This is a genomic window from Xylanibacter muris, from assembly GCF_013166605.1.
Lineage (GTDB): Bacteria > Bacteroidota > Bacteroidia > Bacteroidales > Bacteroidaceae > Prevotella > Prevotella muris.
This window is the reverse complement of record NZ_JABKKF010000001.1, coordinates 467,454-481,065: the sequence shown is the minus strand read 5'-3', so window position 1 is coordinate 481,065 and position 13,612 is coordinate 467,454. Positions and strand designations below refer to the sequence as shown.

Annotated in this window: 8 protein-coding genes and 1 tRNA gene; 1 reads left to right on the top strand and 8 read right to left on the bottom strand. The window is 45.5% G+C overall.

The genetic code is table 11. From position 1 onward, the window contains the following. Positions 1 to 100: 100 nt before the first annotated feature. The 5 genes from bglX to HPS56_RS01635 all read right to left on the bottom strand — a co-directional run bounded on the left by bglX (position 101) and on the right by HPS56_RS01635 (position 8,200). Positions 101 to 2,362, bottom strand: coding sequence for a beta-glucosidase BglX (bglX, locus tag HPS56_RS01655; RefSeq protein ID WP_172272799.1), 2,262 nt, complete (start codon positions 2,360 to 2,362; stop codon positions 101 to 103). A 268-nt stretch (positions 2,363 to 2,630) separates the two neighbouring features. Continuing rightward, positions 2,631 to 2,702 (bottom strand) — tRNA-Arg (locus HPS56_RS01650). Positions 2,703 to 3,009: 307 nt separating this feature from the next. Next, entirely contained in the window at positions 3,010 to 6,018 is a 3,009-nt protein-coding gene (secDF, locus tag HPS56_RS01645) for a protein translocase subunit SecDF (protein ID WP_172272797.1), read from the bottom strand. A 115-nt stretch (positions 6,019 to 6,133) separates the two neighbouring features. After that, positions 6,134 to 7,240, bottom strand: a complete 1,107-nt coding sequence (locus tag HPS56_RS01640) for an endonuclease/exonuclease/phosphatase family protein (protein ID WP_172272795.1) — start codon at positions 7,238 to 7,240, stop codon at positions 6,134 to 6,136. After that, the gene (locus HPS56_RS01635) at positions 7,241 to 8,200 is read right to left on the bottom strand and encodes a rhomboid family intramembrane serine protease (protein ID WP_172272793.1); all 960 of its coding nucleotides are present in this window, start codon (positions 8,198 to 8,200) and stop codon (positions 7,241 to 7,243) included. Positions 8,201 to 8,429: 229 nt separating this feature from the next. Between HPS56_RS01635 and HPS56_RS01630 the strand changes: the two genes are divergently transcribed. After that, positions 8,430 to 8,705: an HU family DNA-binding protein gene (locus HPS56_RS01630; protein ID WP_172272791.1), complete on the top strand. Its 276-nt coding sequence runs from the start codon at positions 8,430 to 8,432 to the stop codon at positions 8,703 to 8,705. A gap of 183 nt (positions 8,706 to 8,888) precedes the next feature. On the opposite strand, the gene HPS56_RS01625 is transcribed toward HPS56_RS01630, so the two are convergent. The 3 genes from HPS56_RS01625 to HPS56_RS01615 form a co-directional block, all read right to left on the bottom strand. Continuing rightward, on the bottom strand, positions 8,889 to 9,692 hold the full coding sequence (locus HPS56_RS01625) for a gluconate 5-dehydrogenase (protein ID WP_172272789.1): 804 nt from the start codon (positions 9,690 to 9,692) through the stop codon (positions 8,889 to 8,891). Between the two features lie 38 nt (positions 9,693 to 9,730). Continuing rightward, positions 9,731 to 10,576, bottom strand: a complete 846-nt coding sequence (gene kduI / locus HPS56_RS01620) for a 5-dehydro-4-deoxy-D-glucuronate isomerase (protein ID WP_172272787.1) — start codon at positions 10,574 to 10,576, stop codon at positions 9,731 to 9,733. Positions 10,577 to 11,039: 463 nt separating this feature from the next. Next, positions 11,040 to 13,385, bottom strand: coding sequence for a ricin-type beta-trefoil lectin domain protein (locus HPS56_RS01615; RefSeq protein ID WP_172272785.1), 2,346 nt, complete (start codon positions 13,383 to 13,385; stop codon positions 11,040 to 11,042). Positions 13,386 to 13,612: the final 227 nt, after the last annotated feature.

Genomic DNA, 13,612 nt, shown 5'->3' with positions numbered 1-13,612 from the left:
AACTAATTCACAATGCTTCCAGCATGAATTAGTTGGCTGTTTTGTATCCTTAGATACTCCCTCCGAAAACAAGTTTTGCTTTTGAATCCGGCTCGCAGTTTTATTTAACCGTTAGTTTCAGTTTCTTCAAATCGCGGCTGTTAGGCCCTACCATTATCTCGAAATCCCCCGGTTCAAGCACAAAGTCGAGATTACGGTTATAGAATTTAAGTAAATCAGGAGTGACCGTAAACTCTACCCTGCGGCTTTCACCTGCCTTAAGCTCAATACGCTCAAACCCCTTCAGCTCTTTCACCGGACGGGCTATAGATGCAAACACGTCCCTGATATACAACTGCACCACCTCGGCCGCATCGCGGCCACCGGTATTGGTGACCATTACAGACACTTTCACGTCACCGTCGGCAGCCATTGTATTGCTGCTAAGCTGCAAGTCACTGTATGAGAATGTGGTATACGACAGCCCGTAGCCAAAAGGATACAACGGGTCATTGCGCATATCAAGATAATTGCTGCGATACTTGTAATACTTATTTGCACCCTCCGGCACAGGACGTCCTGTGTTAAGATGATTATAATACAGCGGCAACTGCCCCACTGCCTGAGGCATCGTTGCCGTAAGACGCCCGCACGGCACCTTGTCGCCAAACACCACATCGGCTATGGCATCAGCGGCCTCACTGCCTCCGAACCATACGTTAAGGATTGCCTGTACATTATCGTCTTCCCATTTCATCACCGTCGGACGACCTGAGAAATTAAGCAGGACCACTGGCTTGCCCAACGCGACAAGCTCCTTCAGAAGTTCCATCTGCACATCAGGCAGATCAAGATTTGCACGGCTTGACGACTCACCAGACATTTCGGAGCATTCGCCCATGGCACAGACAATCACATCGGCCATCCCTGCCACCTGAACGGCCTCTGCCTTCAGCTGTTTTTCATCACCACGCTCTATAGTCCTGCCAAATTCGGAATCTCTTTGGAATGCCTCATCGCGGCTTATGTTACATCCCTGGGCATAGAGCACGACAGCCTTGTCACCGACGGCACGTTCCATTCCGTCCTTCAAAGTGGAATAACGTTCTGGGGTCTGCGCCACACACCATGTACCAGTAATATTGCTACGCGTATTGGCAAGCGGACCTATAAGTGCTATCTTACCTTGTTTTTTCAGCGGCAGCAAGTTGCCTTCATTCTTCAGAAGCACGAATGTCTCTGCCGCGATGTCACGTGCGGCCTTACGGTTCTCTGCCGTGAATATATCTTTCTTTGCACGCTTCTTGTCAAGATATTTATATGGATCGGCAAACAATCCGAGTTTATACTTTGCCTCAAGCACTCGACGGCATGCCAAGTCTATTTCCTCTATTGTCACAAGGCCCTCTTTCAGCGATTTCTCCAATGTGCCGACAAAGCCCCGGGAACACATATCCATATCCGTACCTGCCCTAAGTGCCATCACAGATGACTCGGCAAGCGGAGCGAAACCGTGTTTTGTCATCTCACCTATCGACTCATAGTCTGTCACGACAAAGCCGTCAAAGTTCCATTGATCACGCAACAAGTCGGTGAGGAGCCACCTGTTGGCCGTAGCATGCTCACCGTCAACAATATTGAATGACGACATCACACTGCCCACACCCGCATCTACCGCAGCCTTATATGGCGGGAAATACCTGTTATACATGCGTATGCGGCTCATGTCCACCGTGTTGTAGTCACGTCCGGCCTCCACCGCCCCATATAAGGCAAAATGCTTCAGACATGCCATGATGTTATACGGCTTAGAATAATCACCCTGATAGCCGCGCACCATGGCCTCCGCTATACGGCTTCCAAGAAACGGATCCTCACCTCCACCCTCGCTTATACGTCCCCATCGGGCATCAAGGGCAATATCCGTCATTGGCGAGAACGTCCAGTTTATTCCGTCAGCACTGCATTCCTTTGCGGCTATCATGGCACTGCGCTCTATGGCCTCCATATCCCATGAACATGACATGGCCAGCGGAATGGGGAATATTGTCTCATAACCGTGGATAACATCCATGCCCACAATAAGCGGAATACCGAGACGCGACTTCTTCACAGCTATATCCTGAATGGCACGTATCTTGTCTATACCCTTTATGTTGAAGACCCCACCGATATTACCAGCCGCAATATCTCCGCCGACACGTGTGTCCATGACCCCACCGGTAGTAATATCACCGGCCACCATAAGATTAAGCTGCCCTATCTTTTCATGTAATGTCATTTTCCGCATAAGCTGATCCACATATTCCCTCATGGATGACTTCTGAGCCTGTGAAGCAGCCGCATACAGAATTACACATACCGATAAAAGTATCTTTTTCATAATTGTTTTTCCTTTATAGAAGGAACGCGGAAAATATGCAATTATTTTAACCGAACATGCTTTTTTGAAACAATCGGACGAAAGCATTGCACCGAAAAGAACGGACACACATTTCTTTTCATATCAATAACACGTGCCAAGCCCCGACCCCACTCAAAGGATATGGTTTCCATCCTGACTGTATCCAAACAAAAACATAAGATAATCGTCTATTGAGGCAACAAACTCTTCCACCCAATAAACTATCGGACTTTATCTATTCTATCTGTACTCCGACCGGGAATCGAACCCGGATCTACTCTTTAGGAGAGAGCTATTCTATCCATTGAACTATCAGAGCATCATCAATAGAATCTGTAAATCTTTCTTTACATGAAAGCTTTCACCCTGCAAAGTTACGTAAAAACAGAGATAATACAAAATAAAAGTCCTGTTTTTTTATATATCCTTCCTTATACCACATTATTTCTATTTCCACGGGCATAAATGAAAAACCATACATCATGCACATTTTCCAGCCATGGCAATATTCATACAGGATTGTCACAGCTCATAAAAAAGGCGTACCGCATTAAAACGATACGCCTTATAAGAGATTCCAAATATGGATTTATGCAATTAAATTATCACATTTGTCCAAGTAACAATTATGCAACCGCAACATTCTTCTCTCCCTTACGGCCTGTCTTGCGCATTATAAGGTATGCAATAGGAGCGGCAATGAATATTGAAGACAGAGTTCCGAACACAACACCGAGAATCATTGCAAACGAGAAGCTGCGGATACTGTCACCACCAAGGAAGAAGATACAAAGCAATACGAGCAATGTCGTAGCGGATGTATTTATGGTACGTGCCAGAGTCTGGTTCAATGAATCATTGAATATCACCATGCGGTCGCGCTTGCCATAAAGCTGGATGTTCTCACGCACACGGTCGAACACAACCACCTTATCATTTATGGAGTAACCGATAACGGTAAGTATGGCTCCGATAAACGTCTGATCAATCTCAAGCGACATGGGAACTATACCCCACAATGCAGAATAGAATCCTATTACAATGAGTGTATCAAGGGCAAGAGCTATGGTTGAACCTATAGAGAATGCAACGTTATGGAAACGGATAAGGATGTAAACGAAGATAGCTACCAAAGCGAAAATAACGCTCACAATGGCACCGTAAGTAATATCCTTTGCAATTGCAGGACCAACCTTTGTACTGCTGACGATGGAACCGCCGCTACGGATATCCGGATTCTTGAATGCGTGAACATCTTTCTGAGTTACCATGTTCGCCTTAGACAAGGCATTGAAAAGCACTGTCTCTACCTCATCATCGATATTCGGATCGTTTGACTCTATCTTATAGTTGGTAGATATACGTATTGTCTTGCCGTCTGTACCCAAAGCGATGACACTGACGTTTGCATCACCGAATGCACCGTTGAGAACGGTACGAACCTGCTCCGGCTCAATGCCTTTCTCCAATACGACAACATAGTTGCGGCCACCGGTAAAGTCGATACTCTTGCTAAGACCACGCAGACCGAAGCAAATGACAAACAGAACCGCAACCACACCCCAGATTGTGAATGTCCTCTTGTACATGCCCATGAAGTTGACCTTCATGTTCTGAAGCATGTTCTTTGAGAAATTGGTAGTGAATGTGAGGTTAAGCCACTTGTCACGACTCAACTGATGATTGTAAACAAGACGTGTGAGGTATACTGCGGTAAAGAACGAACAGCAGATACCGATTATCAATGTAGTGGCAAAGCCACGGATAGGACCGGTTCCGAACACGTAAAGAATCACACCGGTAATTATAGATGTGAGGTTTGAGTCGAAAATTGCAGAGAAGGCATTTGAATATCCTTTCTTCATGGCTTCCTTTACATTGAAACCGTTACGCAATTCCTCTTTCGTACGCTCGTAAATAAGCACGTTGGCGTCAACGGCCATACCGAGAGTAAGCACGATACCGGCGATACCCGGCATGGTGAGTGCGGCCTGGAATGACGCTAATATACCCAAGGTAAAGAACAGGTTGAACAGCAATGCGACATTTGCGAGCATACCGGGTATCACATTATACAATACCACCATGTAAATCATCAGCAATACAAACGCCACAACAAATGACATAAGTCCCTGTTGGATAGACTGTGCGCCAAGTGTAGGACCAACGACCTCTTCCTGTACGATACGTGTCGGAGCAGGCATCTTACCTGAGTTAAGGGTATTCGCAAGGTCTTTGGTATCCTCAATGGTAAAGTTACCTGTAATCTGTGAATTTCCTCCGGCAATCTCTCCGTTCACACGGGGTGCACTGTATACAGTGTTATCAAGAACGATGGCTATAGCCTTGCCAATATTCATTTTGGTAAGCTGTGCCCAACGGCGCGCACCGTCGGAATTCATCTGCATTGAAACACAAGGATGTCCCATCTGGTCAAACTCATCCTTGGCTGTCGTTATCACGTCACCCTCAAGCGGTGCACGGCCGGAAGGTTCCGAAACCTTTATCGCATGAAGTTCGTATACATCGGCTTTAGGATCAAAGTCTGCGGCCTTCGCACTCCAAAGAAGTTTCACATCCGACGGAAGTATCTGTCTTGCCAGTTCAGAATAGATAATCTTGTTTACATCCGCTGTGTCTCTTGATGAAGAATATCCGACTACGCTAAGGCTCTGTCCCTGTACGGGCTGGAACACGGAGAACAACGGATTCTGCTTCTTAAGCAATTCGGCCTGTGCTTCTTTCGACACGACTTTCTTTTCCGCTTTCTTTCCGCTGATCGCAGCGGCAAGGCTTGTTGCCTTTGCCGTGTCGGCGGCAGTGCTTACAGTGTCAGCAGCAGCCTGTACAGTATCATTTACAGCCTTGTTGTCAGCATTCTCATTTGCAAAACGCTGGTTGAGCTGTGCAAGATAAGGAACTATCTCCTGACTGTTATATGTCTCCCAAAATTCAAGGTTGGCACTTCCCTGAAGAAGCTTGCGCACACGGTCAGGCTCCTGAACACCAGGCATTTCAACCATGATACGTCCGGACTGGCCTTCAAGTTTCTGGATATTCGGCTGAACGACACCGAACTTATCTATACGGTTACGTACAACATTGAAAGAGTTGTCTACAGCCGACTGAACCTCCGCACGTAAGGCGCGCTCCACTTCAGCATCACTACTTTGTGTGCTTACCTTTCCCTTCATCTGCTGAGTGGCGAAGATTTCAGCCAGACGGTGGCCGGGAGCATTCTGATGATAATACTTAACGAACAGAGAGATAAAGTCATTCTGACTTGTCTCCTCCTCTTTCTTTGCCTCCTGCATTGACTTTATGAATGCCGGGTCTGTCTTGTGGTCGGCCAATACCATGATTACATCCGGTACAGAAACCTCAAGAATCACGTTCATACCGCCCTTAAGGTCAAGACCGAGACCTATTTGCATCTCACGGCACTGCTTCAGAGAATAAATGCCAAGATACACTTTCTCGTTCTTCATTGAGTCGAGGTACTCCTTGCCTGCCTTTTCTCCCATTGCCGCAGCCTTGTTCTCATACTGGCGTGTCACAAAAGAGAAAGAAAGGTAGAATATACACACGAGCATAAGCATAAGTGCGATAAACTTTACAATTCCTTTGTTTTGCATTTTATTTTTTATGTTATTTAATTATTATATTCCTTAACCGAGCCATCAAGATGGCGTTATAAAGCTTGCAAATATAGTGATTTTTTTACACTTTGAAAAATCTTTTGGCTTTTTTCTATGGCTTTTTTCCATTTTTATTCACCATTCTTAACCAACAATACATAGGATAATGGTCGGATGCATCTATTTCATTATCAACCTTACAATTATACGCCTTAAACTTATCGGAACAGAAAATATTGTCGATACGGACAAAAAAGCCTTTCCGATTATATGACAATCCTATCCCACGGCCTGTTTCGACATAACAATCAACAAGTCCCTTTGCCACTGTGCGCCTGGTATATGAAATGGGGTTGTCGTTAAAATCCCCGCATACAATGACAGGATATTCCTTATGGTTCTCTATATATTGATGAACGGAGTCGGCCTGAGGCGCCCTCATGGCCACGGCCTCGACAAGCTTGGAAAAAATAATCTTCGATCCGGCCTTGGCCGTATCGGTCTCGACATCGCCTTTAATCATATCCTTATACATCTCACGTTCGTCAGGAGAAAGGTGATTGCTTTCAAAATGATTGTTTACTACAATAACGGTGTCATTATCAATCTTCAGATAATATGCCACACTGCCGTTTCCCTTTGAGGTATATCCGATCGTTTCTTTCTTTAAAATCGGGAAACGGCTGTATATACCCTGCCAATTCATCTTCACGGAGGCGTTGCCCACACCGGTAGTATCATAATACGCGTATGGGGCTCCGACACTGTCACGCATTGCCGCGAACAGTTTCGAATTATCCTCCTGAATACACACTATGTCAGCCTTGCTTTCCTTTATATATGTATATATTTTAGAGAATCCGTCTTCATACCTCGGATCACCGGTATAGTTTTCAACGTTGTATGTGAGAACCTTTATGACATCCTCAGGCATATCTTCCGGAAGATTCAACGGCATATATATTCTCAAAGGCACATAACATGCAAGATATCCGACCAAAGGTATTGACATGTATATACGTTTAAAGGCAAGCCAAAAGAAAAGAAACGCCATGTTGACGGCAAGAAACACCGGGAATGCAAGGCCTGTGCACGACAACACGGGAAACCTGACAGGATCCCAATAATCTGAGAATCCCGACAAAAACATCATGATGACAGTAGCCACATTCGCTCCCGCCGCCATATTCACCGTTATTTGCTTTAACTGACTTACCATCTATTTATCACCGCTCTCAAACAGGAAACGCTTTTCACTTTCGGTAAGACTGTCATATCCGCTTTTGCGTATCTTGTCAAGAATACGGTCCGTTTCAACTTGCCTTGCCTTCATACGCTCGTTATACTCCCAGTCATCTTCACGCGAAAAACGCTGCCGGCCGGAAACGTCGCCATCATTGCCGGAAGACGGCCTGCCGTTGCCAAAGCCACTGAAAAAGTTTTTCTTCTGACGGCCAAAACCGTCCTTTAAATTTCCAAAGATATTATTTCTCTCACCGAAGCCTCCGGAATGCGGATTCTTATTCCAATACCTTATCATAAGATAGCCGAAGAGCATTCCGCCAAGGTGTGCCATGTGCGCGACATTGTCGCCCGGACCGCTCATGGCCGAGAAGAATTCTATACCGGCATAAAACATTACAAACCACTTTGCCTTGACCGGTATGGGAAGAGGAAATATGAATATGCGCTCATTTGGGAATGTCATGCCGAACGCGAGCAGGATCGCATATACGGCACCGGACGCGCCTATGGTTGTCCATGAATTAAGCTGGCGGGACAAAGCGTCACCGACAGCAAATATATCCAACATTCCTATACTGGGATCCTGGGCACTGACAGTGAAATAGAACGAGCACAATTGGGCAAGTTCCTGCAATACGCCGGCACCGACTCCACAGGAAATATAATAGAAAAGAAATTTCTTTGGTCCCCACACATTCTCTATAACGCATCCGAACATCCACAATGCAAACATATTGAAGAATATATGCGTAAACCCGCCATGAAGAAACTGATAAGTCACAAACTGATAGATATGGAAATCCTCCGCCAAAAAGAAATGCAATCCGAATATGGAAGTGAAATCAATACCGGCTCTCTCGATAATATAAGTGGCAATGAATACAATGGCATTGATTATAAGCAGATTTTTCGTTATTACCGGAATGTTGCGCATAATTACTGTTTCCTGTTTCTAAATTAAAATATATCATTTATCGGCTGCAAAATTACGAAAAATATCTGTCAAACAGCATTTAAACAAGTGTTTAGCATCTATTTTTATAGAATATCATCACTTTTCTTTATTTTTTGTTTGATTTCTTATTTCTTTAAGTTATATTTGCGGAGAATTTGTCAAGACAACAAATATAAAAGAAATAATATTATTAATTAAAAACAGAGTTATGAAAAAGACAGAATTGATCGAGAAGATTGCGGCCGGCTCAGGTTTGGGTAAGGAAGATGCAAAAAAAGCTCTTAACGCAACAATTGACGCCATTAAGGACGCTCTTATCGCAGGCGACAAGATAACATTCGTAGGTTTCGGTACATTCAGCGTTAACGAACGTCCGGCCCGCGAAGGAATCAATCCCCTCACAAAAGAAAAGATTCAGATTGCAGCAAAGAAAATCGCGAAGTTCAAGGCTGGTTCTGAACTGACGGAAATGATTAATAAATAATCATAGCATGAAAGTATGATGACGGGGCCGTGGCAAAATTGCCACGGCCCCGTCATCATTATAGAAACACACCGGAAAGCGGTATCACTGCTTTGAGACTGCCCGTTTTAACACAAACTGCCGGCAGATTCTGATTCAAGTCAAATATGCTTTCCTGTGCACATACGGTTCCATGTTATTTTATTATGGCTGCTTGCCTATATATGCGAGAATACCGCCATCGACATAGAGCACATGCCCGTTTACAAAGTCTGAAGCGTCTGAAGCAAGGAATACGGCCGGTCCCATAAGGTCTTCAGGAGTACCCCAACGTGCGGCAGGAGTCTTCGAGATAATGAACTTGTCAAAAGGATGACGGCTTCCATCAGGCTGTGTCTCACGGAGAGGAGCTGTCTGAGGAGTCGCGATATAGCCCGGACCGATACCATTACACTGTATGTTATGCTCACCGAACTCGGAACATATATTGCGTGTAAGCATCTTCAGGCCTCCCTTTGCAGCGGCATAGGCAGAAACGGTCTCCCTGCCGAGCTCACTCATCATTGAACAGATATTGATAATCTTACCATGACCTTTCTTTATCATTCCCGGAAGGACTGCCTTTGAAACGATAAACGGTGCATTCAGGTCTATGTCAATAACCTTGCGGAAGTCATCCACAGACATGTCGGTCATTGGAATACGCTTGATAATGCCGGCGTTATTCACCAATATGTCTATAACTCCAAGTTCTTTCTCTATGTCGGCAACCATTGCCTTCACCTGCTCTTCGTCTGTGACGTCGCAAATATATCCTTTTGCGTCAATACCCTTTGCCTTATAATCAGCCAACGCCTTTTCCATGTGCTCCTGGCCACGACAGTTAAATGCAATCTTCGCACCGGCCATTGCATACGCCTCTGCAATGGCAAAACCAATTCCGTAAGCCGCACCCGTCACAAGAGCGACCTTGCCCTCAAGTGAGAATCTCTGTGAAAATGTATCCATATACTTTTATTATTATAGTTTAATTGTGAGCGTAATTATCATTTCAAATCTGTAATCCGGGAAAAGTCCTGGTCGCCATAGTCGAGGTTCTCACCTCCCATACCCCATATAAAGGTATAATTATGTGTAGCTGCGGCACTGTGGATGCTCCATTCCGGTGAAAGAACAGCCTGATTGCCTTTCATCCATATATGGCGTGTCTCGTTCACCTCACCCATAAAATGACATACAGCCTGTTCCTGAGGCACTTCAAAATAGAAATAGGCCTCCATCCTGCGGCTATGGACATGGGCCGGCATGGTGTTCCATACACTTCCCGGAGCCAGCTCTGTCATTCCCATCTGCAATTGACAAGTCGGAACGACCTGCGACACCAGCATTTTATTTATGTCACGCTCGTTGCTCATCTCAAGCGATCCCATGTGTGCAACGACGGCATCAGCCTTTGTGACCTTCATGCAGGGATATTCCTTATGAGCCGTTGTGCTGTTGAAATAAAACATTGCCGGATTTGCAGCGTCATCACTGCAGAATATTATGTCACGGTCGCCACGACCGATGTATAAAGCCTCTTTATAGCCAAGTGTAAAGACCTCGTCACCGACCTTCACCTTTCCACTGCCGTTGCCGACATTAAAGACACCTATCTCACGGCGCGAAGTAAAGAAAGCGGCCTTAAGAGGGTCTATCGCCTCAAGTTTTAACTCCTCACCTACAGGCATGGCTCCACCGACGACCATACGGTCATACATCGAATAAACCATATTCACCTCATCACCCACGAATAAGGTTTCTATAAGAAAATCACGACGGATACGGGCTGTGTCATATTTCTTTGCATCATCAGGATGTGACGCATACCTGACTTCATAATTTGTCTTCATAATGAAATATTTGTTTTTAGCTGTAGTTTTGTGCAAAGATACGGTTTTTCCGTTAACCTGCAAAATAAAAACATACTTAACGCCTGCATTAACAAGAATTTGGAAGACAAAAGAAAGCCTGTGACACCTGGGCAAGGACTCTCTGTCATAAAAAAAGCAGACGAAACGGTAAGCCGTGGAGAATGAACGGCAAATGTTAAAAGTGTATGTAGGCCACATACAGAGTGTATTTGGGCTACATACACAGTGTATTTAGCCTACATACACAGTGTATTTAGGCTAAATACACTTCTAACATTTGCTGTCCGTCATCCGCGCAATGTACACTTTGTTTAAATTCCTAAGCCATTTGATAATGAAAACAAATATGGTCTTGCCGTGAAACGAATCATGACAAGACCATAAACAAAAAAGCAATATTAAAACTTTCTCCTGAATGAGAAATATCTATCCGCGCAAATCCCTATTTAATCAGTTTTCTGCCGTTGACAATATATATCCCTTTAGGCAACGACCCAAATGCCGAGGCATCTCTATTTACAATACGTCCGTCCAAAGAATATACTCCCGACCGGCGGCTGTACGCACCATCCGCATGCACCTCCTCTATGCCAAGAGCCTCTTTCGGGGTCTTTCCAAAGAAATACAGCCGGAAATCATCGAATATGCACCAATACTTTTCCGGCATATTTGCAGTACGGACACCGAGTTTCAACGACGCTCCTTTTGTCTTGTTCTCATATACCACTGCATTTTCGTATAATCCACGGGAAAAATAAATACTCGCCGACTTCATGTCATTGGGAATATATTTAACCGGCGAGCCGACAGATGATTCGCTTCCGCCCAACTTCGTGTCTGAGGCACAAGCACATATATCATTCAATTTCTGTGCGGCGGAGCCTAAATAAAGGAAAGCCGTAACCCTGCTCTGCCCAGAAGAATACTTCGCCCAGGCATCAGCAGAGGAGCCCGGCCGCTGAAATCCTTTAGCGCGCAACTGATACGTGCCGGCAGGCATGCCTGTCAATATCTGGTTCATATCGAACGTTTTCTCATAAAACTCGCCGCACGAATGATTGACTGCAGGAGCCACCGACCATCCTTCAGCCGAATCCATTCCGGAGTTGACAAGCATATATGTAAGGTCAAACGGCTGGCTTTCGCTCAACGGTGTCGCTCCATTGAGAAAAGCAAACGTTGCGTCACGAATTTCACCCTGCATGGAATTCAATTCGGAAATGTCTACAGAAGTCTGCATGACCGACCACACCCTCGAGATTGTTGACGCCACCTCATCATCTACTCCCTCCACATCCTCTGTGTGTGGAACGCCAATCAGGTCCTCCAACACAGAAAGGGCCTTTGCTATCTCCGTTTTTATGCCGTCCACTGCCATTGCCTCTACGTCTGCCAGCTCTTCGGCAGAAAGTATCAGCCAACGCTGGCTGTCAGCGGTATTGGATATGTTGAATGTCATGGCCGATGTTTTCTCCCCGGCATTCGCCTGCAGACATTTGGGCGACCAATTGCTCTCTGGATATATAATCCAGTATCCGCGCTGCGGTAATGACATCCCGCCTACCGCAATATCCTTACGTCCGCGCATCAGCTGGAAATTCTCCGTTGAAGACGCCGCACTGACCGCAGAGGTGGTTATGCCGTTGATTCCTGCGCCGCTATAGCTGAAATACCTTCCCGTGGCGACATTCTTCAGCTGGTAATACTGATTCTGCGGTGTGAACGTTATTGTCCATGCGGCACTGTCGTTTCCAACGGCCTGAGCGGCGGTCATTGTCTTCCATACAAGAGCTCCCGACTTGGAGGGAATAAGGTAAGAAGTGTAAAGGCCGAACTCCGCCGACTCGTTTTTAATATAGTATTTCTTGCCGTCCTCATGACAGAAAGAATAATAAGGACGCGAGAAGCTTGTGGCGGTATGCTGGAGGCCGTCTTCCCCAAGAGCCTGACATACAAGACCGTTTCCTATATAAAGAATCTCTGTTCCGTCATCCTCATGTGCTCCGTTGATACCGTATGGCCACATGTGCTGATAATCACCGTTAAGAACTTCCGTATTATTGTTGGCAAGAAACCTCACAACCTCGGTTACACGGTCGCCCAGCCATGCACCGGTGCCATATCCGTCACCGTTGACTGAAGCACGCAGATTATGACGGCTCCACTCCGTATCCGCCCATGGAATCACACCCACACCATGAAGAAGCTCATGGAGGATAGTGCCTGTGCGCTGATAAGAAGCGTTAGGCCCGACCCTCACCCATCCGCCATAAGAACAGTCGGCCGTCTGTACACCGGCTTCATAGCCCACACTTGTGGAGAAGCCTGTTATGGAAGTAAGATTGTTCCAATAATCCACGGCACTTTTCGTTGCATTGGCAATTCGCGTCTTCACATCATCCGCACCACCGTCACGTATGGTATAGCTGATGGTGCCTTTAGGAATGGTATAGAATTTTATGACATCACCGTAATAAGCCTTTCCCTCCTTGTCGACAGCGTATGCACGCATATAATACAAGGTGGAGGGAGTGAGGTCCTGAAGCCAATAAATCTTACCGTTCTTCGACAGATACTTCACTGTCTTGTTGTCATCAACAGTAGGTTCAGGAGTTTCCGCCCAGCAGAAACCTGTTTCCTTAATATCCGTACCTTTGACTGTCATACGTCCGAAAGCCATTGTCGCTCCCCTGGCAAAACGCTTGTCGGTAGTAACGGATATGCTTTGGGCTGATATCTGTCCGGACATCAGCAGCATAACGAAAAAAACAGAAAGGAAAGTTCTCATAATCATTCCAATATTTTTATTTATTATCTTGAATTTTATTCTAACTTTTTCTCGCCAAACGGGCAATGTCAAGCTTATTTTTACATTGCCCGTTTGGCTCAACGAGAACATTCATACCATAGCATTCATCCGTGTAGGGACGTGCCTTCGGCATGTGTCATGTGTACAAACATTCTCCAAAGAGTATACCGTATATACGGTTGTTTTCTGAAGAGTCCTTCCAACGA

What these genes read in the sequence shown, in the direction of transcription:
- bglX (WP_172272799.1), bottom strand. Translation starts at nt 2,362, where the DNA reads ATGAAAAAGATACTTTTATCGGTATGTGTAATTCTGTATGCGGCTGCT.
- secDF (WP_172272797.1), bottom strand. Translation starts at nt 6,018, where the DNA reads ATGCAAAACAAAGGAATTGTAAAGTTTATCGCACTTATGCTTATGCTC.
- HPS56_RS01640 (WP_172272795.1), bottom strand. Translation starts at nt 7,240, where the DNA reads ATGGTAAGTCAGTTAAAGCAAATAACGGTGAATATGGCGGCGGGAGCG.
- HPS56_RS01635 (WP_172272793.1), bottom strand. Translation starts at nt 8,200, where the DNA reads ATGCGCAACATTCCGGTAATAACGAAAAATCTGCTTATAATCAATGCC.
- HPS56_RS01630 (WP_172272791.1), top strand. Translation starts at nt 8,430, where the DNA reads ATGAAAAAGACAGAATTGATCGAGAAGATTGCGGCCGGCTCAGGTTTG.
- HPS56_RS01625 (WP_172272789.1), bottom strand. Translation starts at nt 9,692, where the DNA reads ATGGATACATTTTCACAGAGATTCTCACTTGAGGGCAAGGTCGCTCTT.
- kduI (WP_172272787.1), bottom strand. Translation starts at nt 10,576, where the DNA reads ATGAAGACAAATTATGAAGTCAGGTATGCGTCACATCCTGATGATGCA.
- HPS56_RS01615 (WP_172272785.1), bottom strand. Translation starts at nt 13,385, where the DNA reads ATGAGAACTTTCCTTTCTGTTTTTTTCGTTATGCTGCTGATGTCCGGA.